The organism is Marinobacter sp. F3R08 (assembly GCF_018860425.1).
Lineage (GTDB): Bacteria > Pseudomonadota > Gammaproteobacteria > Pseudomonadales > Oleiphilaceae > Marinobacter.
Genome location: NZ_JAHKPI010000025.1, coordinates 248,814 through 272,758, shown reverse-complemented (window position 1 = coordinate 272,758; position 23,945 = coordinate 248,814). Strand labels below are relative to the sequence as shown.

At 55.9% G+C, this 23,945-nt stretch carries 22 protein-coding genes; 5 read left to right on the top strand and 17 right to left on the bottom strand.

Features of this window, described 5'->3' with window-relative positions; genetic code table 11:
- Positions 1 to 19: 19 nt before the first annotated feature.
- Both KO499_RS16605 and KO499_RS16600 read right to left on the bottom strand, forming a co-directional pair.
- A complete protein-coding gene (locus KO499_RS16605; protein WP_215984874.1) occupies positions 20 to 751 on the bottom strand; it encodes an ABC transporter ATP-binding protein in 732 nt (243 codons plus the stop codon).
- A gap of 8 nt (positions 752 to 759) precedes the next feature.
- A complete protein-coding gene (locus KO499_RS16600) occupies positions 760 to 1,080 on the bottom strand; it encodes a TraR/DksA family transcriptional regulator (RefSeq protein ID WP_215984873.1) in 321 nt (106 codons plus the stop codon).
- 143 nt (positions 1,081 to 1,223) lie between these two features.
- On the opposite strand from KO499_RS16600, the gene KO499_RS16595 reads away from it, so the two are divergent.
- The 3 genes from KO499_RS16595 to KO499_RS16585 all read left to right on the top strand — a co-directional run bounded on the left by KO499_RS16595 (position 1,224) and on the right by KO499_RS16585 (position 4,846).
- Positions 1,224 to 1,556, top strand: coding sequence for a phasin family protein (locus tag KO499_RS16595; RefSeq protein ID WP_215984872.1), 333 nt, complete (start codon positions 1,224 to 1,226; stop codon positions 1,554 to 1,556).
- A 9-nt stretch (positions 1,557 to 1,565) separates the two neighbouring features.
- Positions 1,566 to 3,368, top strand: a complete 1,803-nt coding sequence (locus KO499_RS16590) for a PHA/PHB synthase family protein (RefSeq protein ID WP_215984871.1) — start codon at positions 1,566 to 1,568, stop codon at positions 3,366 to 3,368.
- A gap of 113 nt (positions 3,369 to 3,481) precedes the next feature.
- On the top strand, positions 3,482 to 4,846 hold the full coding sequence (locus tag KO499_RS16585; RefSeq protein ID WP_215984870.1) for a sodium:solute symporter: 1,365 nt from the start codon (positions 3,482 to 3,484) through the stop codon (positions 4,844 to 4,846).
- Positions 4,847 to 4,868: 22 nt separating this feature from the next.
- Here the strand turns inward: KO499_RS16585 and KO499_RS16580 are convergent, their stop codons facing one another.
- The 15 genes from KO499_RS16580 to KO499_RS16510 form a co-directional block, all read right to left on the bottom strand.
- Complete coding sequence (locus tag KO499_RS16580) at positions 4,869 to 5,867, bottom strand: AgmX/PglI C-terminal domain-containing protein (RefSeq protein WP_215984869.1); 999 nt, start codon at positions 5,865 to 5,867, stop codon at positions 4,869 to 4,871.
- A gap of 5 nt (positions 5,868 to 5,872) precedes the next feature.
- On the bottom strand, positions 5,873 to 6,373 hold the full coding sequence (locus KO499_RS16575; RefSeq protein ID WP_215984868.1) for an ExbD/TolR family protein: 501 nt from the start codon (positions 6,371 to 6,373) through the stop codon (positions 5,873 to 5,875).
- Entirely contained in the window at positions 6,370 to 6,882 is a 513-nt protein-coding gene (locus KO499_RS16570) for an ExbD/TolR family protein (protein ID WP_215984867.1), read from the bottom strand. The genes KO499_RS16575 and KO499_RS16570 overlap by 4 nt, the downstream gene beginning before the upstream one ends.
- Positions 6,883 to 6,907: 25 nt before the next feature.
- Positions 6,908 to 7,612: a MotA/TolQ/ExbB proton channel family protein gene (locus tag KO499_RS16565; protein WP_215984866.1), complete on the bottom strand. Its 705-nt coding sequence runs from the start codon at positions 7,610 to 7,612 to the stop codon at positions 6,908 to 6,910.
- Positions 7,613 to 7,750: 138 nt separating this feature from the next.
- Positions 7,751 to 8,056, bottom strand: coding sequence for a hypothetical protein (locus KO499_RS16560; RefSeq protein ID WP_215984865.1), 306 nt, complete (start codon positions 8,054 to 8,056; stop codon positions 7,751 to 7,753).
- Between the two features lie 15 nt (positions 8,057 to 8,071).
- Positions 8,072 to 8,644, bottom strand: coding sequence for a tetratricopeptide repeat protein (locus tag KO499_RS16555; protein ID WP_215984864.1), 573 nt, complete (start codon positions 8,642 to 8,644; stop codon positions 8,072 to 8,074).
- Positions 8,631 to 11,516 carry a tetratricopeptide repeat protein gene (locus tag KO499_RS16550; protein WP_215984863.1) on the bottom strand — a complete coding sequence of 962 codons (2,886 nt, stop codon included), beginning with the start codon at positions 11,514 to 11,516 and terminating at the stop codon, positions 8,631 to 8,633. Before KO499_RS16550 ends, KO499_RS16555 begins: the two co-directional genes overlap by 14 nt.
- Positions 11,509 to 13,443, bottom strand: coding sequence for a hypothetical protein (locus KO499_RS16545; protein ID WP_323133362.1), 1,935 nt, complete (start codon positions 13,441 to 13,443; stop codon positions 11,509 to 11,511). Before KO499_RS16545 ends, KO499_RS16550 begins: the two co-directional genes overlap by 8 nt.
- A gap of 20 nt (positions 13,444 to 13,463) precedes the next feature.
- Positions 13,464 to 14,015 carry an AraC family transcriptional regulator gene (locus tag KO499_RS16540; RefSeq protein WP_215984862.1) on the bottom strand — a complete coding sequence of 184 codons (552 nt, stop codon included), beginning with the start codon at positions 14,013 to 14,015 and terminating at the stop codon, positions 13,464 to 13,466.
- 19 nt (positions 14,016 to 14,034) lie between these two features.
- Positions 14,035 to 15,168, bottom strand: coding sequence for a DUF3570 domain-containing protein (locus tag KO499_RS16535; RefSeq protein WP_215984861.1), 1,134 nt, complete (start codon positions 15,166 to 15,168; stop codon positions 14,035 to 14,037).
- Positions 15,169 to 15,181: 13 nt separating this feature from the next.
- Positions 15,182 to 15,418: a DUF4266 domain-containing protein gene (locus tag KO499_RS16530; RefSeq protein WP_215984860.1), complete on the bottom strand. Its 237-nt coding sequence runs from the start codon at positions 15,416 to 15,418 to the stop codon at positions 15,182 to 15,184.
- An 18-nt stretch (positions 15,419 to 15,436) separates the two neighbouring features.
- Positions 15,437 to 15,934, bottom strand: a complete 498-nt coding sequence (locus tag KO499_RS16525) for a TlpA family protein disulfide reductase (protein ID WP_416240394.1) — start codon at positions 15,932 to 15,934, stop codon at positions 15,437 to 15,439.
- Between the two features lie 17 nt (positions 15,935 to 15,951).
- Positions 15,952 to 16,596 (bottom strand): outer membrane beta-barrel domain-containing protein, encoded by a 645-nt coding sequence (locus KO499_RS16520; RefSeq protein WP_215984858.1) that lies wholly within the window; start codon positions 16,594 to 16,596, stop codon positions 15,952 to 15,954.
- Complete coding sequence (locus KO499_RS16515; RefSeq protein ID WP_215984857.1) at positions 16,566 to 17,318, bottom strand: SH3 domain-containing protein; 753 nt, start codon at positions 17,316 to 17,318, stop codon at positions 16,566 to 16,568. The genes KO499_RS16520 and KO499_RS16515 overlap by 31 nt, the downstream gene beginning before the upstream one ends.
- A 22-nt stretch (positions 17,319 to 17,340) precedes the next feature.
- Positions 17,341 to 20,034 carry a hypothetical protein gene (locus tag KO499_RS16510; protein WP_215984856.1) on the bottom strand — a complete coding sequence of 898 codons (2,694 nt, stop codon included), beginning with the start codon at positions 20,032 to 20,034 and terminating at the stop codon, positions 17,341 to 17,343.
- A gap of 170 nt (positions 20,035 to 20,204) precedes the next feature.
- On the opposite strand from KO499_RS16510, the gene KO499_RS16505 reads away from it, so the two are divergent.
- Complete coding sequence (locus KO499_RS16505; RefSeq protein ID WP_215984855.1) at positions 20,205 to 21,440, top strand: hypothetical protein; 1,236 nt, start codon at positions 20,205 to 20,207, stop codon at positions 21,438 to 21,440.
- A 7-nt stretch (positions 21,441 to 21,447) separates the two neighbouring features.
- On the top strand, positions 21,448 to 23,937 hold the full coding sequence (locus KO499_RS16500; RefSeq protein WP_228340020.1) for a LamG domain-containing protein: 2,490 nt from the start codon (positions 21,448 to 21,450) through the stop codon (positions 23,935 to 23,937).
- The last annotated feature ends 8 nt before the right edge of the window (positions 23,938 to 23,945 follow it).

Here is a 23,945-nt window from a genome sequence, read left to right as displayed (position 1 = left end):
CACTCACATTCCCGCCCTGTTACCAGGACAGAGTCCGGGGGTCCTGGCGCTGCTTGTTACGCCGTTCGCCACTGATATTGCCGTCGGAGAGCGTAATCACGCGATCCGCCATGCCGGCAATCGATGCATTATGGGTAATGATAACGGTCGTGGTGCCCGTTTCCCGGTTGGCTTTGTCCAGTGCCTCGAGAACCAGCACGCCGGTGGCCGAATCAAGGGCTCCGGTTGGCTCATCGCACAGCAGTACCTCAGGACGTTTGGCGATGGCCCGGGCAATCGCGACTCGCTGCTGCTCACCACCGGAAAGCTGGGCCGGAAAGTGGTCGATTCGCGCTGTCAGTCCAACCAACGCCAGGGCGTCTTCGGGCGACATGGGATTGGACGCAATCTCGGTGACTGCAGCAACATTTTCCCGAGCGGTCAGGCTGGGAATCAGATTGTAAAACTGAAACACGAAACCAACGTGCTCACGGCGGTATTGGGTCAGTTCCCGGTCTCCGGCTGCACTCAATTCAATATCGCGATACCGCACTTCACCCGAGGATGGCACATCCAATCCGCCGAGAATGTTCAGAAGGGTCGATTTTCCCGAACCAGAAGCTCCCAGCATAACAACCAGTTCTCCAGCATAGAGGTCCAGATCGACACCACGCAGAGCATGGATCTTAACCTCTCCCTGACGATACGTTTTCGTCAGCCTCCGGGTCCGGAATACCGGAGACCCATTGCTGTCTGCCGCCCCCGGTTCCATACAGTCAATCAGTTTTCTGCACAAGCCACACACACAGTGGTATACGGCAGAACTTGCAGGCGACGGGGGTCAATGGCCTTGCCACAGGACTCACAATCACTGCCGACACCTTTCTCGATCCGCGCCAGGGCATATTCGATTTGTGCGAGTTCCGCACGAGTTTCAGTCTCCAGTGAGTCAACCACCTGGTCATTCTGAGTCTGAGTAGCCTGCTCCTCAAAATCCTTGTCCAACGCCCCGTCTTCCCGATGTTGATGCGCTTCATATCGGGAAAGCCTGGCCGTCAAGTCTGCTTTCAGCGTTTCCAGTTCGGATTTCCGGTCAGTCATATGGCACCTCCTGCCATGTCGGGGAAACATATTCTTACAGTAAAGCATAAGCTGCGCCCCAGATTGATGCTGGTCAAAAATGCATCAGGTCCGGTGAGGCAAAATACGGAATCCCCCAACCTGAATGCAAAGGAGTTGTGACCATGAATAGGGAGTTTTTCGAGAAAACGACACGCCTGAATGAAATCCTGCTGGAGCAGTTCGGTAAGGCCTCGAAACTTCAGATGGACACCTTCCACCGGTATGCCGATGTCACGGTGGAGCAAGCCCAAAAGGTGTCTGAAGTCCGCGACCTGGAGGGTCTGAAGTGTCTGGCCGGAGATCAGGCAGAAACCCTGAAGTCCCTGGGTGAAGGGTTCACCGCAGACTGGAAAGCCTGGCAGGATTATTTCAGTGAAAGCCGGCAGAAAATCCAGCAAGTGTTCGATAAATCTCCGGAGGAGAAGACCGAACCTGCCGCGAAAGCTTCCAAATAAGGGATTGTTATGTTCGGTCTGGATACGCTCGGCAAAGCCGCCGGCCACATCATCAACAGCTTTGAAACCAACGTCCGCCAGGGGCAGCAGCAACTGGAGAAGTGGCTTGGAGATGCGGGCATCCTGGATGATGCAACTCTCTCCACGATCACGGAAATGTCGGATGCCTACCGTACGATGGCAGAGGATCTGCTACTGCATCCACTCCGATTCGCGAGTGCGGAGCTGGATCTGGCTCGCAAGCATACTGCACTGGGGTATTACACCCTTGCCCGATTGACTGGCAAAGCCAAACAGCCCGTTGCTGAACCCGATCCGGACGACCGACGTTTCCAGGCCGAAGACTGGCATAAGCACCTGCTGTTTGATGTACTGCACCAGGCCTATCTGATCAATGCCCGAGTGTTCCTCGACTGGGTAGCCAGCATGGAGGGTATGCCACAGGCAGGACGAGACCAGATGCAGTTCTACGCACGGCAACTGACCAGTGCGCTGTCACCGTCGAATTTCCCGGTTACCAATCCGGAAGTGCTTCGAATCACCTGGGAACGCAAAGGTATGAACCTCATTGACGGTGGTCGACAGCTGATTGAAGACCTGCGCCAGAACCCATCATTGTTCAACGTCGGAATGACGGATCGCTCTGCTTTCGAGGTCGGTCGAAACCTGGCAACCACTCCGGGCAAGGTGGTGTTCCAGAATGAACTGATGCAGCTTATCCAGTATTCGCCAACCACAGAAACGGTGAGCAAACCGCCCTTACTGATTGTTCCCCCCTGGATCAACAAGTATTACATCCTCGACCTGACCGCCAGGAACTCGTTTATCCAGTGGCTTGTGAACCAGGGCCAGACAGTATTCATTATCTCCTGGCGCAACCCCGGCCCCTCTCTTCGAGACAAAGGCTGGGACGACTACATGGAACTGGGGCCTCTGGCCGCTATGGAGGCAGTCACCGAAGCTACCGGCGAAGCACAGATGAATACGATCGGCTACTGCATCGGGGGCACCCTGCTGGGTTCAACCCTGGCGTGGCTGGCGAAGAAGCGACGCAGTCCGGTGCTCAGTGCCACCTATCTGACCACATTGCTGGACTTCTCGGATCCAGGTGGCATCGGGGTATTCATCAACGATCACTCGATCAAGGGTATCGAACGAATGCTTGAGCGCAAAGGCTACCTCGATGGCCGCGCCATGGCATTTACCTTCAACCTGTTGCGGGAAAACGAATTATTCTGGTCGTTCTGGACCAACAATTACCTGAAAGGACAGAAACCAGCCGCTTTTGACCTGCTCTACTGGAATACCGATGGCACCAATCTGCCGGCCCGGATGCACAGCTTTTACCTGCGTCAGATGTACCTGAACAATCGGCTGGTGCAGCCGGATTCCCTGAACCTGCTCGGGGAATCCATCAATCTGTCCGAGATTGATGTACCCTCCTTTTTCCTTTCCGCACGACAGGATCACATCGCCAAATGGAAAACGACCTACAAGGGTGCCCTCGCCCACGGTGGTGACGTCCGTTTCATGCTCTCAGGCTCTGGCCATATCGCTGGTGTAATCAATCCCCCTTACAAGGAGAAGTACGGCTACTGGACCAATAACAGCCTTGTGCCAGATGCAGACGCCTGGTTTGAAAACTCTGAACATCACCCTGGCTCATGGTGGCCTCACTGGCTTACCTGGGTTGCTCGTTTCTCGGACAGTGAGGTACCTGCTCGCATCCCGGGCGAAGGGAAGCTCACCGCAATCGAAGATGCACCTGGACGTTATGTAAAGGTCAAAGCTGCTGAGGCGGCCCAGTGTTAGATCTGCCGCAGGGGCCAAGGGTCAGGCACGGCTTTCTCCGGGGCACATGATCTCGCCCCGGGTTCGCCATTGTGGCACTATGGCGCGCTGGACGACCGGCGGAGAACCATCTGATGTTTTATACCACCCTCGCGGCCATTGCAGCCGCCATGATCCTGTTTGCCTGGCTCGGGCTCAGAGCCCGTCTCGCTGACGGTGGTCTGGACGACTACGTAACAGCTCGAAACAGCCAGGGAGCGCGCGCTCTGGGATTCTCTTTTCTTGCCTCCGGCATGGGAGGATGGATTCTGTTTGCGCCACCAGAGGTAGGCGCGTTGGTCGGTCCCCTGGCGTTGGCAGGCTATGCTCTTGGTGCCGCACTACCCTTTATTGTGTTCGCGTTTTGTGGGCCCGCCATCCGTCGTTTCCTTCCCCAGGGCCGTAGCATTGGTGAGTTTGCCGACGCCTGCTATGGCAATGGCGTTCGCCGCTACGTCTCTCTGATCTCCGTACTCTACATGCTGTGCTTCCTGACAGCAGAGCTCACGGCTATCGGCGCCATCACCTCACTGCTTTCCAATATTGACGGTGGCGTCGTGGTGATTGGCGTTGCGGTCACCACATTGATCTACACAGCAGTCGGCGGCCTCCGCGCCAGCATCGTTACTGATCAGTGGCAGGCTCTGTTACTGATCGCCCTGCTCGCAATTGTCGGCTTCGTCGCTGTAGGCAAGCTCCCGGACGCAACTCCGGCGGCACTCCCGGACATCCCGACTTCCGCAGCCCTGAGCGTGGCACTGACCCTGGTAATCGCCGTAACGGCAGCGAACCTTTTTCATCAGGGTTACTGGCAACGATTATGGTCGGCCCGGGATACCAACGCTCTCAGCCGGGGAGCGCTTCTGGGCGGGGTGATCACAATCGTCGTTGTTGCAGTCGTTGGCGGGCTGGGAATATTGGCGGCGATGAGCGGCGCCGATCTTGGCAATCCACCGATTCCCTTCTTTGCCTTGCTGACCGATGCCCCGGCCTGGCTGGCTCTGCCGGCACTTCTTCTGGCGATCACACTGGTCGCCTCGTCGGTGGATACGCTGCAGAACGCCCTCGCGTCACTGGCGGTTACCGAGAAAAAGGGCCTGTCGATTGTCAGCGCCCGATGGTTCACCGTTTTACTCATGGTTCCGGTTGTTCTTGTGGCCTTGCAGGGAATCTCGGTACTGCGGCTTTTCCTGATCGCCGACCTGCTTTGCGCCACAGCAGTGTTGCCTGTGCTTATGGGACTCTGGGGCAAAATGACAACACGAGCCGCCATTCTGGGCTGTCTGGCTGGCCTTCTTGGCGCCATTTTGCCCGGCTGGCTCACCGGAGGCAGCTTTTCAGCCGGCCTGGAAGCTGCCAGCTTTCCCGGCAGTATTCCGACCCTGATGCCCTTTGTTGGCGCTCTGGCCGGTTCCGGAGTAGTAAGCCTGGTGGTCGCTGCCACCACCCGCAAACACTGAATCCATGCTGCTGCCTGGCGTCCTAGCTGGGCAGCAGTTCAATCGGGTACCGAATTTTAGTCTGATCGACACCGGGACGGGCTCCGAAATCCACTAGCCTCAGCCGGTTACAGATCTTACTCTCGAGTGCCGGCTCATTGAGTGTGGATTCCACCACCGAACAACTGGAGACTGCTCCGCTCGGTTCAATGACCAGCTCCGGTGTAATACTTCCCTGGAGCGAAGGTTTACGACGCAACTCCCGGTTGTAAATGCTGTAGATGGCCGACTTGTTTGCATCCATGGTACGACGCAACTCTTCCTTGCTCCGGGTTCTGGCGGCCGTTTCCTGTGTTTCACGACGGGCCGTTTCTTTGGCAGCGGCAACCTTTGCTGCCTCAGCCACTTCGGCACGCTGGCGTTCTGCCAATGCAACCTGACGGGCCTCCCGGTTCAGGGCTTCTTCGTTCACACCACTGCTCCGGCTGTTTGCAGCAGCTCTGGACGCCAGCGTGTCGCCGGCTTTTCGGGCGATGGGCTCGGCGGTATTGGTGACCGGACCATCCAGCTTGACCGATTCTGCCAGGGAGCTGAGTTTCGAAAGCTCGTTACCCATGGCCAGGATGCCCGTGTTCTTAACCTTTTCACGGGCTTCGGCCACTTCTTCCGGCTTCGGCTCGGGTTTGTCGGCAACCTGCGGTTCCGGTTCCGGTTCCGGCACAACCGGTTCAGGAACCGGCTCAGGTTCGGGCTCCGGTTTCGCTTGTTCTACCGGTTTTTCCTCAGGTTTCGGTGGTTCGGGTTCGGGCTCCGGCTCTGGTTCCGGCAGCACGGGTTTCGGCGGTTCCTTTTTTTCGATTATCAATTTGGCCAACTGAGGCGGCAAGGCTTCCTGTTCCTGCCTGTCGCGCTCAGGCAGCTCTACCCAGCTGACGTAACCTGCAAAAGCGAAAAACAGCGGCACAACCACCACGGCGGTAGTCAGCAGCCTTTTGCGCTCACCGCGGTCCTGGTTCCAGGGCAATCTGTTCCGATAATCCATAACGATCAGGCCCCCTCTTCCGCACGCTGATTAACAGCCAGAGAAATGCTGGCATAACCGGCGTCCACGCAGGTGGACATGATCTTCTTCAGAAGTTCGTAAGGTAGCTCCCGGTCCGCGAGAATCGTAATCGGTCGGCCAGCATCCGGCGCCGGAGTCGATGAACGGCCGGCCTGGTAGTCCAGCTCCTGTTTCAGGGCCGGCTCCACCTGTCCCTCAAACATCTGAAAAGCATCCCTCTTAACAACAACCCGCCCGTTGACCAGAATATCCCGATCCGTCACCGTCAACGCCAGAACATCGCCAGGGGGCTGTTCTGCCGAAGAATCCGGCAATTTAATGGTACTGTTCTGATTCAGTACCTGAACGTCGGAAGAGGAGTTCACCATCAGGAAGAACACAAGGATGGTGAAGATATCCATCAGCGACACCAGGTTCATTTTTCCCTGGCCCTTGTTACGCCGGTAGTGACGTTTCTGGCGACGAGCCTTGGCAGATTCCTTCATGAACTTGCCTCCCCGGATGCACTACTCCGGACCGGCGCATCACCCAGTGAAATTTCAGGAAACAGTTCAGCTTCCACAACACTGCCGGCAACGACCGCTTCGTAAGAACGTACGGTATCCATCACGGAGACCAGCGCCTGATAGGAGGTCTCGCGGGAGGGCATGATGATCACATCCTTCTTGTCAGGAACGCGGCTCTTGATCTCTTTCATGACGTCCTTGAGCACGGCAAAATCATACTCGCCCTCAAGCCGTGCGATGTTCTTGATCACCCCGCCCTGGTTGTCGGCAACCACCAGACGATCTTCATAGATTACGACCTGGATCTGAAGCTCTTCGGCCTGCTCCGCCGACAGACTCTCACCGGTCGGAAAGTTCAGCTCCAACACACTTGTGTGAGCAAATACCATGTTCAGCAGCAAAACCGGCACCAGTACGATCATGAGATTCATGAACGGCGTGATATCGAGATCTGCTTCACTCTGTAGGCGACGATGTTTCCGTCTCATGGCCTGACATCCTTCTTGCTGGTTATCAGGCCGGACTACCGGCCGCTGTCGCTACCTGGGCAGAACCGGGACTGGGAGCCTGGGCTTGAGCCGCAGATTTGTTGCCGGAACCATCGCTGAGCAGGTTCAGGACCTTGATGCCGGCCATTTCAAAACTGTCCACGATTTCATTTGTTTTCGTCTGCAGAACGGAATGGATAAGCAGCATGGGGATAGCCGACATCAGCCCGAAAGCCGTAGTGTTCATGGCCACGGAAATACTCTGCGACAGCAGGCTGGCCTTCTGGGCAGGATCAGCTGCGGCAACCGCCGTAAATGCCGCAATCAAACCAATGATGGTGCCCAGCAGGCCTAGCAGAGTGGCGATATTGGCCAGTGTTGCCAGGTACTGGGTACGCTTTTCCAGCCGGGGCATAACATCCAGAAGCCCCTCTTCCATCGCGTACTCAATCTCTTCCCGACCCTGGCGGCGAGCCAGACGCTGAAGACCGTAGCCGATCATGGTCGACATGGCACTCCCGGATTCCTGGGTATAGTTCAGTGCACCCTTCAGATCACGCTTGGCAATCATCTGGTGCAGGCGATTGAAATCACGGCGGTTGGTCAGTTTCTGAGCGGAAAGGTAGACGTAACGTTCGATGGCAACTACGAGTCCGACAATCAGAACAACTGCGATCGGAAACATAAAAAAGCCACCTTCCTGAAAGAAGCGAACGGCGGTATCGATCATTTCTGGGCACTCCATGGTACGGTTTTCAGAACAGTCTATGCGCGACCTTCCACTCGGAGGGTAAGTTCGCGAAAGTCTGTGTGAGGGTTTGTTGAATCTTGCGCAACAACACAGTCAAAACGTGACAGAAATCACACTCTAACCTCCAGTTGCCGCTTCAGTCTGTTTGAGGAACGCTTCGTGGTACTGGATAAACCGCTGGAACTCATAACGTTCCAGGGGGCTGAGGCCCTGACCCACCATCGGGCGCTCCTCCGGCCCACGCAGCTCACCGACTTCAGGAGGCTGCCAGGGCACCAGATACATCACCGTTGGCATTTCCTGGTCGCCACGAATGCGTGCGCCCTCAATGGTTACCACATCGGCGGCATCCTGGGCCTGTACAACAGAAGTTAAGGCCAGGAGGATGCCAGCTCCAAGAGCGATCATCGCGTAACACTTCATATCACACTCCCAACATTACATTCGGTTTTTCGCATCGAAGATCCAGTCTTTCAGTCTCGGGTGCGGCTCTGTAGCAACCGACTGATAACGTTCATAAACCTCAACGGCTTCGGCGGGGTTTCCGAGGTAGATATCCAGCAGGAAGGCGAGATTAAGAATCGCTGGCGCGTAGTTCTGATCAGCAGCCAAAGCGGCCCGGTAATAGCGTTCCGCTTCGCCGAAGTCGCCGGCGTTTCGGGAAATAACGCCCAGATGATTCAACGCCTGGACATGCCCCGGATTCACCGCGACTGTCTGTTCAAACCATTTTTTTGCGGCCTCGGTCTCACCCTCTTGAAAGGCAATAATGCCAAGATTCGCCATCGGGCCGGATTTCTCCGGATTCTCTATGGCCAGTTGCTCGAAACGGGAGCGAGCCAGGCCAAGCTCTCCCTGCTCCATGGCCTGAACCGCCTCACTGAACGAGGCTTCAAGCACAGCCTGATCTGAGGCCGGGCCGCCCGACTCGGACGGCACCGGAGTCGACACACACCCTGACAGCACAACTATCGCCAGAAAACCAGGTCCGCAGGCCCTAATCCAGTTCATAGACGACCCCCGAAGTTATTTCTTCCTTAAGGTAACGGCCCGGCAACAACTCCTTCAGGGCCTCATAACTTCGCCTGACCCACTCATCGAAAATCCCCTCCCGGGCTCGCCGAATATTCTGCTCGTGGATATCAATAGCGTTGTCCTCGAATGGGTAGGCCTGCTCTTCAAGCAGAAGCTCATACTGTGCCAACTCAAGTTCACTCAATCCGGTGGGCCGTTCAGACTCCATCAGATCGGCACCGAGACGCCCGTAGATATGCGCAATCTGATAACCGGCCTCAGTGGCAAACGACGAAAGTCCATAACTGGCGGTTTTCTGATAGGCATTCACGGCCTTTTCAAGCGCCTCAGTTTTCGCCGTCATGCTTTCGTTGAGGGGCAGGGTCAGGCTAATACTGTCATACCGCGACAGGGCATCCCGGGCCAGGATGGCAGACGCTGACGCAGCAAGATAGCGCATGCGCTCATCCGCTGTATCCGGATTCCCGTCAACCGTTGCCATCTGCTTGCGCAGCCAGAAATCCCGTTTTTCAGTGTCATCCTCTTCCTGGTAAAGCTCCGCCAGGCGGTTAGCCGCTTCCATGTAGATATCCGCTGGCTCCGGGTGACTGTTCGCGTATCTGCGCCACGTCTCGACCGCCTTGTCCCGGTTGCCGGCCTGATCATAGAGCTCCGCCGCAATCATCAGGTTTTCCCGACGCTCTTCCTCCGTAGATGCCAAGGCAACCATCTGCTGAAGTTCATCGGCAGCCAGCTCCCACTGTCCTGTTTCCCGGTAGGCCAACGCCAGCTTTGCAGGAATCGTGTCAATCAGTTCGTGCTCTGGAAAGGCCGAACGGAAGTTGTTCAACACACTGATCGCCCGGTCCCACAGATTGGCAGTGATCAGAAGAGCCGCCGCATCGTATTCTGCATTCGCCCTCAATACGGATTCAGGGACAGCGGTACCGACTCTCAGAAACTCGCTCACGGCGGCCTCAACACTGCCTGCATCAGCCAACTGCTCGGCTTGTCGATAGACTGTTGCGGCCAGATTTTCACGCACTGTGCTTCTGCGTTCATCATCCTCCGCCAACATCGTCAGCGCATCCCGATAGGCTTGTTCAGCCTCGGTAAACCGAGCCAGTTCGGACAGGCTGTGGCCAGACAGTAACAAAGCTTCAGTGATCAGATCGGCGGGAGGATCTGGCTGCCAGGCCACCAGTCGGGCCGCCATGCTGACAGATGCTTCCCAGTTGTTCTGGTCAAATTCCCTTTGAAGCGCAATGTAATACACGGAGGGCGCCCGCGGATCTCCCGGGAAGGCGTTTGCAAAACGCAGACGATTCAACTGCTGTAGTTCTTGATAGGCCACCTGCTCCGATACGGGTTGGTCAGCCCAGGTGTTTGCGTACTCCCGGAAGGCCAGCACCGACGCATAGCCTGCCTCAGAGGCGCGTTCTGGTAAACGGTCCTCAGGGTAGTCGTAGGCCACCTGCTCAAAGGCAGCAATCGCGGCGGGCCAGTCTTCCAGTTCCAGGTATGTCTCACCCAGCAGGAAAAGACGTTCGGGCGTGCGGGGGTGATCAGGAAACGTAACGGCAAATTCAGCGTAATAACTGGCCGCCTTGCGGTAATGATCTTCTCTCTGACGAGCATCCGTGGCCTCACCTGCCAGCAAATACTGGCGGTCGGCCAACTCGGGCAACAGCTGCTCCAGCTGCTGCTGGATAAATTCGATCGCCTCCGGCTCAGCTAACTGCCAGTAGTCACTGTAGATACCGTAAAGACCAACAAAAGCCGCCTTTCGCTCGGGAATGGTCCGGATGAAGCCGGCGAGCTCCAGGGTATCGATAATTTGGATATGGTAGCGCGGCGCCCAGGGGCTTGAGGGATGATCTTCTGTGTACGCCTCAAGGACGTCGATCGCATCACTGTATTGCTCTCTTTCTATCAGAAGCTCGCTGTATCGATCGTAAACCAGGATTTCGTAGGGACGCCCGCCAGTCTGACGGAATAAGCTCTGAAGGGTTTCCGCTCCGTCAAGGTAAGACAGGGACAAGCCCATGACCCGAAACAGATCCTCGATCAGGGTCTGGTTTCGCCGATCAACATCCGCCACCGACTGCCCCTCCGGCATGACCAGATCCAGCACCTCGACATAGCTGAACAAAGCCTCCTGATAGTCGGCCTGTTTGAAGAGGCTCCATCCCTTCATGTAATGGGCGTTGACCAGGAACGAAGCATCGGCCGCGCGCTCCTGGCTGGCCAGGGTAACCTTGTCAAACGCCTGCTCCGCTTCCCGGTACCTGCCATCGGTAAACAGTAGGTCTCCGCGTCGGAACTGGGCTTCGATCCAGTATTCCGAGTCGGGATAACGATGTACCAGAGTATTCAATGCTTCGAGCTGCTGGGGCATGGCCCCGCGAAGCTCCCAGGCCCTGGCAAGCTGGTAATAGATCTGATCATTGCCCTCGCGCTCCGGGTACTCGGAAAGAAGGCGCTGGTATGAGTCAATAGCACCGGAAAGCTCATCGACGGCCAGATCCGCTATTTTCCGCTCCGCCCGCTGGAATTCCAGATCGGCCAGTCGATGCCGTATAGCCACCTGCTTTTGAGGGTCATCAATCAGTGGCAGAAGGGTCTTGTAACTGTCCATTACGGTTTCGATGGAGACATCCGCCGGCACCTCAATGCGCATGTCTGTCTCTTGACTGCTCTCCCGGGACTCAATCGCCGGAAGCGCGGCCAGAGTGCCCTCCCGGACCTGTGGCATCGCGTCGTCCCCGGCAGGCACCATGAATTGGAGCATTTGACAACCACTGGCCATCAAAAGCGTCCCAGCAATCAGCCCAGCTTTGACGGTCATTGCAAGGGTCCGATTACTCATTGCTGGCACCTGCGCTTTGAGACTCCTGGAACAGCTGATCCGCCAACCGTGCCTGGGCATGACGTGATGCCAGCAGATAGCCACTGATCTCCTCCTGCCGGGCTTCGAGCATTCTGTCTACCTGGTGCAGAAGTTTTTGCCGGGCACTGCGCAATGCGTTGGACACTTCCTCCCCGACACTCTCCAGCTCCTGCTCACTGGCAGTGATACGTTGGGCCAGGTCATCGTGACGAGCGTCGTCTGCCATCAAAGCTTCGACACGCTGTCGCTGGGATTGGAAGCGCTCCATCTCGCGATCCAGATCCTGTAGCTGCTTTTGAGCGTCCCAACGATTCACTCCATAATCGTTCGCGATCCACCAGTCAAAATGGGCACGCATTCGTCGATAGGTCGCTCGCTGGCTGGCCGTGGTCTCATCGTCTGGCAAACCCGCCAGAGTTGCCTCAACCTGATCCAGCCGCTCTCTCAGGGCCTTCTGCTTTGACGTCATGAAAAACCGGGCATCTTCCTCAGCCAGCGCAGCGGAAATCTTCTCACTGAACGCCTGCTGCAATTGTTGCCACTGGTCCGCCTGCTGGCTTGCAAGAGCCGCTCGGGTTTGTGCAATACGGATCCGGCGCTGCTGCTCACGGGTCTCCAGCATGACACGGAATGATTCGAACCGTGCCTGCCTCTCGGCGATGAAGGACTGCATCTGGTACAGTTCGTTCAATTCGGCAAGCGCCTGCTGAAATGTCTCCTCGGCCAGCACTTCTGCGATACTGAAATCGACAGGCTCTACCTGCAGTCGGCCGAACGAATCTGTGAGAATGCCATCGCTGTCGCGACGGAACTCGAGCTGCGCCATCAGATTCTCTTCACTGAGCCGCGCCCTGGTGTTATTGAGCGCCTCGATTCTGGCCGCATAATGATCCGCCGCCTGTTTAAATGCGGACAATGCTCGCTGCGGTTTGTTCATCTGTTCAAGAACATAGGCACGAGCAAACGGAACCTGCTGACGCCAAGGCGAAAAAAGTTCCCTGTTTGAAAGTGAGTCAAGGGCATCAAGCGCCCTCTCCGGCTGACCCTGCCTGGCCGCAGCCACAGCGTAGGCGAAGAGCGCCTGTTCAACATACACCCCACTCAATGACATAGCCCCAAGGACCTCCAGCGCAGCTTCAAACCGGTTTTCCCGAAGATACAGCTGTGCCAGTGACAGGCGGGCTCTGCTCAGCATCCCCTGACGTTCTCTATCCGGTTCATCGGCAAGGGAAGGCGGATCAATAATGGAGATGAGTTTCTTCAGTTCCGCCTCGGCGGCAACGGAGTCTCCCGCATCCAAAGTGGATACTGCCGAGTTGTAACGGAGGTAGAGTGCCCAGATATCAGTGTCTTCCAGCAGTGCCTGAAGCGATATCCGTTTGGATTCATCGCCGGAATCCGGAGACATCATCAGGAGCCGCGCCTGAAGGTAAACCCACTCGCGAAACAGTTCATGGTTGGCTTCGGCCAGAACGTCGCCATTCACACGCTCAAGATTTTTTCTGGCCAACGCGTGGTCACCTTCGAGATAGAATACCTTGCCCAGATAAAACCACGCCTGATTACGAACATCGGGAGCCAGAGTACTGCCCGCGCCGTCATCGCCCAGCAATTGTGTGAACACCCTGCTGGCCTCACGCGTCATTCCCCATGACAACATAAGCCCGCCTTCAACTAGGGCCGGATAATCGCCATGTCCATCAATGCCACCGCGTTCACGCGCAACCGCCAGTTGGGTCAGAGCCTCGAAGGCATTGCCTTGATGATACTCGTAGAGCGCCCAACCATAACGCAGATCCTTCACCCGCTCGGGTTGCGTTTCCTCGGCCTGAACTGAAGCAACCGTCGTTAGCCAGAGCAACATTCCTGTAAACAGTACCAGGCGGCCTCGAAACAGCTTGCTCACTTTCGATACCACGATGCAGCTTACTCCCACTCCAGAATGGAAACGGAGGGCTGGTAGTTGGATGAACGATCTTCAACACGGATCTCCAGAGCGGCCGTACCGGTGCCTTTCTCGAACTCAAGAGATGCGGCCTGCTTGTAGGGACGCTGTTCCGGCCCTACACCCTCAACGAAGGCCGTGATCTGATGACGTCCGGTTTTCAGGTTTCCAATGTACAGTCGCTGCATGCCGCCACGCGCAAGAGCGGTTACCTGACGCTCCGTGTATAGGTGAGAGGCAACGATCTCGTCATCTACTTTCAGCTTCACCGCATCCAGCTCAAGGAACTTTCCTGTGTCAACGCTGACAAACACGGCGACCTGGGTATTGGCCGGAAACAGCAAATCCTCTTCCAGAATAAACAGATCCCGGTTCAGACGGATGACCTTTTTTTTGAGAGCCTCCACCTGCTCGGCGACGGCCGCGTCGTCATTGCCACTTTCCCTGTTGCTCTGGGCAGATACCGACGCGGTAAATACCAGGAGCAAGGCCACGATCAGCGCAGGGAGTTGTTTTCTCAAGTAATCAGCCATAATCGTTCTTCCTGCGTTCTCAGTATTCAAGAACCAACGATGCCCGGGTCACCAGGGCATCGAAGGAATAGAGAGGTTCTTCACCGGGGAGGTAATCCCCACTCGCGGTTACATCCCGGAAGTTGTCATAGTCAAAATTCAGCCAGTCCACCAGGAGACTCACCTGAAGGCGATCAATCCCCGGGATAGAGGTCTGCCTCCACTCGTACACAGCTCCGGCTGCCAGAGTCATTCCGGACAGTGAGCTCAGCTCCTTGTCTCTTGCAAGGTGAGTCTGGGAGTTCTCATAAGGGAAAAGGTCACTGTAAAACTCGGCTTCATTCTGACTGTAGTAACGGACAGAACCCTCAAGGGTCCAGCGCTCATTCAATCCATGAACATATCCGAGCTCAACGGTGTGGGCATTGATGCCCCAAGAATCCGTAAAAAATCGATATTCGCCACGGATTGAAGCCCGATAAGGCAGATAATAGAGTGCACGCACAGCCACGGCTGTGCTGGTTCGGGTTTCCGGATAGCGTTCAGGCTGATACAGGTACGATGTCGAATCAGTGGGATCGATATAACGATTCTGACGATACGGATTTTGCAAAAAGCCTTCATCCGTAACAACCTCAAGATCAACACCGACAAGGCTGTTGCGGGTAATTACCTGGCTCAGTCCCAGCTGATAGTTGCGGCGATCCGCTTCCTCACTGAAGGAATCGTTCCCAACCCGCCCGACTTCATCCCAGCCGCTGGCGTAGCCCATGGTGACCGTGGACATGCCGCCAAAAAACTCCTGACTGACCGAAAAATAAACGGTATTGGCTTCGTAATCGTTTTCCGAACTGTTGGTAAAGCCGAGGCTCAGAATGGATTTATCATGCAGATAATCAACGCCAAAGGTGTATTCGTTTCGCTCTTCTTCATAAGGACTGGCAGTGGCCAGAACATCAACGGACGCGGCCGAGACTGAATCGACATAATATTGTCCGGACAGTGAGACCTGTGAGCCAATGCTTTTACGCACGAGCACTGAGGGACCGTCGATCACCATACCGCCACCATCATAACGGTGATAGAGCACATCCACGTTGTCTACCGGTAGCGTTGCTGCCAACGCCTGAAATCCCGGCAGCAACAGAGCAACCAGAACACATGAAGCGCGCATTATCCGGGTTCCGTCAGTTACAGCCACAACCACCTCCCGAACCACCTTCCGCTCCCCGGGCAGACTCCCTGGCCTGATAGACATGGTGCATGTAGGAATCCGCTGTGCCATGACGGCTCAGGCTCATGACAGGATCCGCCAGATTGTCTCTCTCATAAGGCTTTACCCAGGGCTTCACGGAGCTGCAGCCTGACACGGCAACCATGGCCAGCAACAGGGCAACCACCGTGAAAGTCGAAGATATTCGCATAGCCGTTCCGTCCGAAAGTTACTCGCGCACCAATTCGCGAATTTGCTGTTCATAGTCGTCTTCGTAGCCGGGCTGGTATCCGTAATGCAGATACCGTGCGTTGCCGTCGCGGTCAATCATCACCGTGGTTGGCATGGCCTGGACTTCGTAAAGCTCGCTGACGGAGCTCTCCGGGTCATAGAGAATCGGATAGTTCACGGGAACCTTTTCGAGAAACCGGTGAGCCTCAGCCCGGTTCTCATCGACATTGACCGCAAGAATGGTAAACCCAAGGTCTTTGTATTGGCTGTAGAGCTCATCCATAAGTGGCATTTCCTGGCGGCAGGGTCCGCACCAGGACGCCCAGAAATTGAGCATAACCACTTCCCCACGATGCTCCTCCAGCCGGAGATTCTCTCCGGATCGGCTTTCGAGGGTGAAATCCGGCGCCGGAACATTGATAGCCTCTGCAGCGACCAGAGGACTCATGCAGGCCAGGGTGCCCGCTATTGCAAGTGATTTCATGGATGTTCTCATCGCCATCGCTCCTGTGTTCAGAAAAAGACGGACAGGCCAGTGCTGATCTCTGTGTTCACGGACGTTTTCTCCGCTCCCAGAACATCAATCCGGTAGTAATGCTGCCGGACGCCAAGGTGAATAGAGACGCTGTCTGTCAAAAGTATCTGGTAGCCTGCTCCCGCATTCAGGGTAAACCGGGTATCACCCGCAAAATCGGTGGCCCCCGCTCCCGCAATCAGATAGAAGTTGGTATTGAAGGCATAGTTCTCAGTGAAAAACGCCTCCCCCGGTAGCACGTTATAACCGAGGTTGATGTTGTAATAGAGGTAATCCCGGTCACTGTCGGTAAGCACTTCCACGTCGCCGGCCAATTTCTCGAAACTGGTTTCGCCCCCCTCCGCAAGACCCACCCCGGCCTCGAAAAAGAAGGACTCACTCAGGTGATAGGTGAGCTTGCCGCCATACACCAGAGACGATTCGAAATCCTCGATATTCAGCACGCCGACAAAAGCTCCGATCTCAAAGTTCTCAGTATCGATCAACGCTTCGGTGACCGGTACCGGAGTGACATCAGGCTCAATCAGAGGACGGTCGTCCTGCGCTGCGGCGCTTGAGGCAACACAGACACCGGCCACCAGGCCCAGTTGTTTCAGAAAAAGATACTTAGTCCGATTTTCCATTCTGTCGCTTCTTCGTTGGTGGACCGGTTAGTGAATACTTTGTAGTCCTTCACTTCGGCACGGATGAAATATCGATCGGTAATGTAGGCCCTGACCCCCAGGCCAGCATGGCCAATGCTGTTATCACGCTCTTCCGGCTGGTCCAGAGTGGCCTTGGGATCTACCCAGATATGCCCGATGCCCAGCGTAAAAAAAGGTGAGACCCGCCAGTGGGGGAATGGCTGGTGTAGCAGATTGGCATTGACCATTCTGATCTCAGACGCACTGCCCAGAATCTGGGAAGCCCAGAGCTCTGCTGAAAGATTCCTCGTCATCCAGAAGCCGCCATAACCTGCGGTGACCGGGGCACCGTCAAACTGTCCCATCATTATTCCGGCTTCGACTCGCCGGTTACCGAATGATTCGAAATCCGGTACCCGAAGTTCTATGCGGTTGCCTGTGGCATCAATCGTCTGGGCCATATCAGCCACGGATACCCAGCCCTCCCTGCCCCGGGAGTCCGTTACTTTTATCCAGCTGGTCTTTCGTTGCTGAATGGTCAGCCATTCACCCTTTTCACTGGTATGAAAAACCGGGTACCCAATTGCCGGCCCGGTCCGCCAGGTAATATAGGGCTCCGTTACCTGCACCTGAGCCGCACCCTCATCCCCCTGGCCCCATAGCCAGCCAGCCCAGCTTTGAGCGGGCAACAACAAAACACACATGAGAATGACAATGGGCATGGCGCGAATGTGGGTCCTTGGTTCAGTCTGCCGGGGCATCAAAAGGGTTGTTAAAATACTGGCCGCCAATATCCAGCCATTCTGAAATCAGTCTGAGCTCGGCCGGTGTGAGGAAATCCCTATGAGTCCCCTCCTCCGAAAACACCTCAAAAAAATCACTCGCACGGGCACCGTTGACCGACATGGAGGCTTGCACTGGAACTGTGACCAGAATGGGCTGCTCGTTTCCATCTGCATCAAGAATGGGTGTGCCCTCCTCGTCCCTTAGCACCTCACCGGAATCCACAAGCCGGTCAATCAGAGCGCCGTTTACCAGTTCCTGCTCACTGTCCGGGTACAGAAGCTCTCTGTAGGCATTGAAGTGCAGAGGTTCATCCGGTGACGGACCATCGCTCAGATCCAATTGCGCCGCCGGCACCATAGCCATGTCGGCAGCATCGCTATCACTGTGACAACTGGTACAACTGTAGTCATCCACCACCGCCATGGTGTCCGGATCCAACACCTCCCGGTTCACGCTCCAGAGCGGATGAATATGCTGTTCATAATTAATCACAATCCGGCAATTCGGTGTCCATTCGATTGCACAAACACCAGAGATAGGCGGTGCAGTCTCCAGATCTGCGTAGGAAAGCGCAAAACTCTCCGGTTTTGGATCGACAGCTTCGCCGGACCATTCATCGACATAAACCACATCTGGTGATGGCCGGCGAATGTCCCTGATCCGTGCAAACACCTCCGCCATGGTTTCGCCCATATCGGCAAACAGTTCCGTGTCGGTATTCCTGAACTCCCGCCCCGTTGTTGCCGCCCCACCCCAAACGGGCTCCGGACCGGCATCAGATCTGCCATGAGGTGTTGGGCTGTCCGGGTTATGGCAGCCTGAGCACTCAAGAGTGTCTCCAGGACGAACTGTCAGCCAGTTTTGATGCCTGGCACTGATCCGTTGACCCTGCTCGTCCAGCACGCTAACAGCAAATGCCACATTGGCAGGCACTGCAACTTTGACCGAACCATCCGGCTCTATCGGCACATAACCCAGTATTTCCCGCATCAGCTGCGCGCGGCTCCTACCGTAGGCGCTGTTATCAAAGTCCCGGACGTTCTCATCTGGAATAGCCACAGGCTTCTCAAGACGGAGAAATCTGGCTGGCCGTTGCTCAGGAGGGGTCTCCACTGGATCAGCCATCACCTCAATGCCCGAAGGCGTGGTATCAACCCCGTCTATATCGTAAACACTGCGAATATGCAGAATGCCATAGCCTTCATCTCCCAAGGCGCCCTCGGCACCGGTAAACTGAGATTCCGGAATGAAATGTTCCAGGGGACGATCCTTCATAAGGACCGCTTCATCAAACTGGATGCCCTCCACCGGTGGAACGATCGGCCGCTGGGTTTCACTGTTGGTATCCAGTAGCCAGAGGCCGTAAACCGGCTCCGCGGGCTGATAGTCCTCGGACTCAAGGCGATCTTCTGTGCAATTGACGATCTGCTCAGTAGCAATTTCCCGCAATCGACAGGGTGTCCAGCTAGCCAGGTAGCGGTTAGTGCCATCCAGCAATGGCGAGACCGATGCGTAACTCCCTTCCAGCGACATCTGTCCATTCAGGCCCACTCCGGGCACAAGCGGGCGTTGTCCCGAATCATCCTCTGTCCCGTCAATGCGCAGATTGGCCTCAACAAACTGTTCGGCATTAACTTCAATCGGCACCGACGCGTAATCACCGCTTTCAAAAGGCCGCAACTGTACCAGCAAATCGCCGCTGTCCGATTTGCGAGGATGCAGGTACTGAACATCATTTACGTCAGGCACCCAATCGTGAGAATGACGGCCGTACAGATAACTCAAGCCGGTCCCGTCAGGATTTACACGATAAAGGTTTACACCGTTGTCACGGGTCTGGCCTGCATTGTCCCAGCGACTGAATACGATGGTGCCATCAGACGCCACCATGGGATCGAGATCGTGACTCTGGTTGAACGTGATCTGCTCAATGTTCTGACCATCTTCGTCCATAACATGCAGAACAAACGCGGGGCTGCGACCTTCTTCATCCAGTCCGGAGTATTGGGGCTTGCCCTCGTCAAGCAACACGGCTTTGGAGATCCGCTGACGAGTAGAGGAAAAAACGATGCGGCCATCAGGAAGATACGCAGGCGCTACGTCCTGACCTGCCCGGGCGGTAACATCAGAGTCGATAATCCGACGCAGGACATCGGTATCGACATCGTACTCCCAGATATTCCAGGTCGGCTGGTCTTCATCATCGGCGTCTTCGATTTCCGGAGCGCGCATAGCGAACAGCAATCTGGACCCATCATGTGACGCATGAAGGTCCTTCACGTCGTAACGCAAATCGTCGTTATCGTCCAGGAACTGGGCCCCCGCAAACGCGCGGGAAGAGATGTCACGGGTCTCCGCATCCGGAGTTGCGCGCGTCTTCAGATAAAGACGGGCTTCCGGACGAAAAGCCATGGGATCCGCCAGGTTGTCTTCCACCAGCATACCCGTGTTGTCATTAAACAGAAGGGTTCGCTCAATGTAGGCTACAGGGTTCTCAACCACAACGGGATCCACCTGCTGACTGTCACTGCTCGACAGGCAACCAGACAACATCCCGACCGAGCCAAGTGCAATAGCAAGGCGCGCACTGAAAGAGATCTGTAGAATGGGTGACTTAATTTCCAACGTGACAAACCCTGTTTCGGATGACATTCCATGACATAAACTAAGCCGGTTCCGCTGGCATGCTCCAAGGGTTTTACGTAACGCAATGTAATAACGTGGCCGACAACTCAAAATCAAGGATATAGCAAGCCGTAAACTTTTAACAATTGTCAAAAAGCATTAATGTGCCCATGCTACCGAACATCGAGGGAAAGGACATGACCGCCCGGAACAGGATCAGAAGCCTGCTTGGCAAGGCTTGCAGTACCGCAGTTCTCGTCGCATTAGTGTCTGTGCAGGCAGGCTTGGCTAACGCAGGCCCACGGGAACAGGCCAAGCGCATCCACGACCGGATCGCCGGCGTTCCTCCATCCGAGAGCGTGCTTGACGACATGGCCGCTGACATTACCTCGGGCAACGCTCTGAACGCTGCATTTACCGCCATGAATGACAGCGCTTTCTATGACGTCACCCTGAAAAACTTCTCTGCCCCCTGGACCAACGAGGCGATGTCGAAGTTTGTGCCGTTAAATGATTACATTGCTACAGTGATAGGCCTGGTCAGAGATGAGGACGATTTTCGCAAGGTCCTTTACGACGATATTCTCTATGTCGGCGACCCGACTCTGAGCCTGCCCAGTTACTCCACAAGCAACAACAATCACTATGAATCGCTGGAGACCAGTGGAGCCAGCCTGAAGGATAATCTCGTCGCGAGGTCACAATCAAACCTCAACGGCCTGCCCCCCGCTGCCACCGCCGGAGTCATCACCTCTCGGGCCTCGGCGAAAGCCTTTTTCAGCGCAGGAACAAACCGGGCCATGTTCCGGTTCACCCTCATCAATCATATGTGCAATGACCTAGAACAGGTAGCGGATGTCACGCTGCCTACAGATCGTATTCGTCAGGACGTATCTCGCAGTCCGGGTGGCGACAGTCGGGTGTTTCTCAACAACTGCGTTGGCTGCCATACGGGCATGGACCCCATGGCCCAGGCTTTTGCCTATTACGACTACGAATACGACCAGAACACCGATCCTGACGGAGATCTTGGTCGTCTGGTGTACAACGCGGTAGGTCAAACGGATCCTGAAACTGGTTCCAGAGTTCAGGCCAAGTACCATATCAACTCTGCAACTTTCGAACAGGGCTATGTGACACCGGATGACAGTTGGGATAACTACTGGCGCCAGGGATCGAATCGCCGACTGGGCTGGGATCCGTCACTGCCAGGCTCGGGCAGCGGTGCCAAGAGTCTGGGTATGGAATTCGCTCATTCCGACGCCTTTACCGAGTGTCAGGTCACAAAGGTGTTCGAGAATGTCTGCCTGCGACCGCCGTCCGACAGTGAGGATCGCTCTCAGATAAGCAGTATGGTCGCCAGCTTTGCCGGTCAGGGCTACAAGCTGAAACAGGTATTCGCAGAATCCGCTGTGTATTGCATGGGGGAGTAAGGACGTTATGATGACACCTGAACGGATTTCCATGAACGCCCTCAAATCGACCCTTGCCATCATTACAATGGCCCTCGTGCTTTCTGCCTGCGGTGGCGAAGCTACGGAACAATTGCCAAATACTTCCGGGGGGTCCGGATCGGTCACTTACAACGGGCCAAGCCCTTCGACCGATGACGTGACAAATTTCAAACGCACCGTCTGGGACAATCTGGTAACTCAGGATAAGTGCGGCGCATGCCATGGTGCCAATGGTCAGGCGCCAACGTTCGTAAACGAGCAGGATGTCAATCTTGCTTATGCGCAGGCCAACACAATTGTCAGCCTGAGCAATCCTTCCCAGTCCATCATGGTGACCAAGGTGGCCGGTGGCCACAATTGCTGGTTACAGAGCACGTCCGCCTGCGTCGACATTCTTACCACCTACATAACGAACTGGGCCGGCGGCTCTGAAGGGGCTGCAAAAACCGTTGAACTCGAAGCACCGGAACTCAAAGAGCCTGGCGCCACTGTTGCTCTTCCCGTGGATACCTCGCTGTTTTCCGTCACCGTCTACCCCGAACTTAGAAAGTATTGCAGTGACTGTCACGCTGATAACGGCCAGACCCCCTATATTGCCAGTGCCGATGTCACCACGGCCTATGATCAGGCGAAGAGTCGCATAGATCCTATGGATCCTGGTGCATCCCGACTGGTTGAGCGCTTGCGCTATGACTTCCACAACTGCTGGAATGATGACTGTGAAGCCTCCGCAGATCTGATGGAACTGAAGATCCTTGAAATGGTCCAGGACCTGACCGCCCAGCCAGTAGATTCCGCGCTGGTTGCGAGCAAGGCCCTTACGCTTGAGAATGACGGCCTGCTAGCCAACTCAGGCGGTCGCTTTGAAGACAACGTGATTGCACTCTACGAATTCAAATTCGGTGAGGGCCAGACTGCCTTTGATACCAGCGGCGTGTCTCCGGCCCTGAATCTGACCCTGAGCGGAAATGTCGGCTGGGTTGGTGGATGGGGCATCGACCTCGGCCCTGAGGGCAAAGATGAGCAAGGTTTCACGGTCCCGGCCGGCAAGGCTCAGGGCAGTACAACCGCCAGCCAGAAACTCCACACCCTGCTGACGGCCTCCGGCGAGTACAGCATCGAAGCCTGGGTGGCCCCCGCGAACATCACGCAGGAAGATGCCCGAATCGTGACCTACTCAGGCTCATCCACCACTCGAAACGTCACGCTCAGCCAAACACTTCAACGATACGAAGCACTGCATCGCAGCACCACCAGTGATGAGAATACGCCCTTTGCCACCCAGGACGCTGACATGCTCCTGCAGGCAACTCTCCAGCACGTTGTGGTGAACTACAGTCCTGCGACCGGACGCCAGATATTTGTCAATGGGGTTCCGACCGGTGATGTCGATCCGGACGACGGCGGACTGTTAACCGAATGGGACGACAGCTTTGCCCTGGTATTAGGCAACGAGACCGATGGCAACTCACCCTGGGAAGGCGCTATCCGGATGGTTGCCATCCACAATCGAGCGCTGACACCGGAACAGGTCCGGGCCAACTTTGAAGTGGGTGTTGGCCAGAAGTTCTATCTGTTGTTCGGAGTCTCTCACCTCATTGATGTACCTGAGAGTTTCATCGTGTTTGAGGTTAGCCAGTTCGACAGCTACGCCTACAGGTTCACCAGTCCCTTCTTCATCAGTCTGGATGATGCCGCCGAGCCATCAAATATCCGGGTCCGGGGCATGCGGCTGGGCATCAATGGCAAAGAAGCCACCGTTGGACAAGCCTGGGCTAACCTGGACGTCGTTCTGGACAGTGCGACTTATGAACCCGGCACGGGCCAGTCGCTGTCGTCTCTTGGCACCATCATTGCCCTGGAAAATGGTCCTGAAAGCGACGAGTTCTTCCTGACGTTCGACCAGCTGGGCGGCAATGACTATGCCCGCTCAGAGCCGTCTCTGCCAGCGCAGCCGGAGCCTGCGGATCTGGAACCGGCTTCGGAGATTGGCCTCAAGACCTTTGACGAAATCAATGAATCCATGTCCCGGATGACCGGCGTTGACACAACCAACCCGGCAGTATTCGCGACCTATACAACGGTGAAGCAACAGCTGCCTACTGTAGAGACCGTCCAGGGCTTCCTGTCATCCCACCAGATGGCCGTTACTCAGATGGCAATCCAGTATTGCGACGCACTGGTGTCCGATAGCCAGCTTCGGGACGAAATGTTCCCGGGGTTTGATTTCAACGCCCCGGCCAGCAGCGCATTTGATCACAGTGGAAAAAGCCAGATTACCGGGCCACTCCTGTCCCGTTTCGTGGGCAGCAACCTGAATTCACAGCCCAGCGATGGTGACATTCAGGCCGAGCTCAGCAGTCTGATGGATAAACTGACCAGCTGTGGTGCCGGGTGCCCGGCGGACCGCACGGAAACGGTCGTAAAGGCAAGTTGTGCAGCTGTGCTTGGCAGCGCCACCACCCTGGTTCAGTAGAGGAAGCC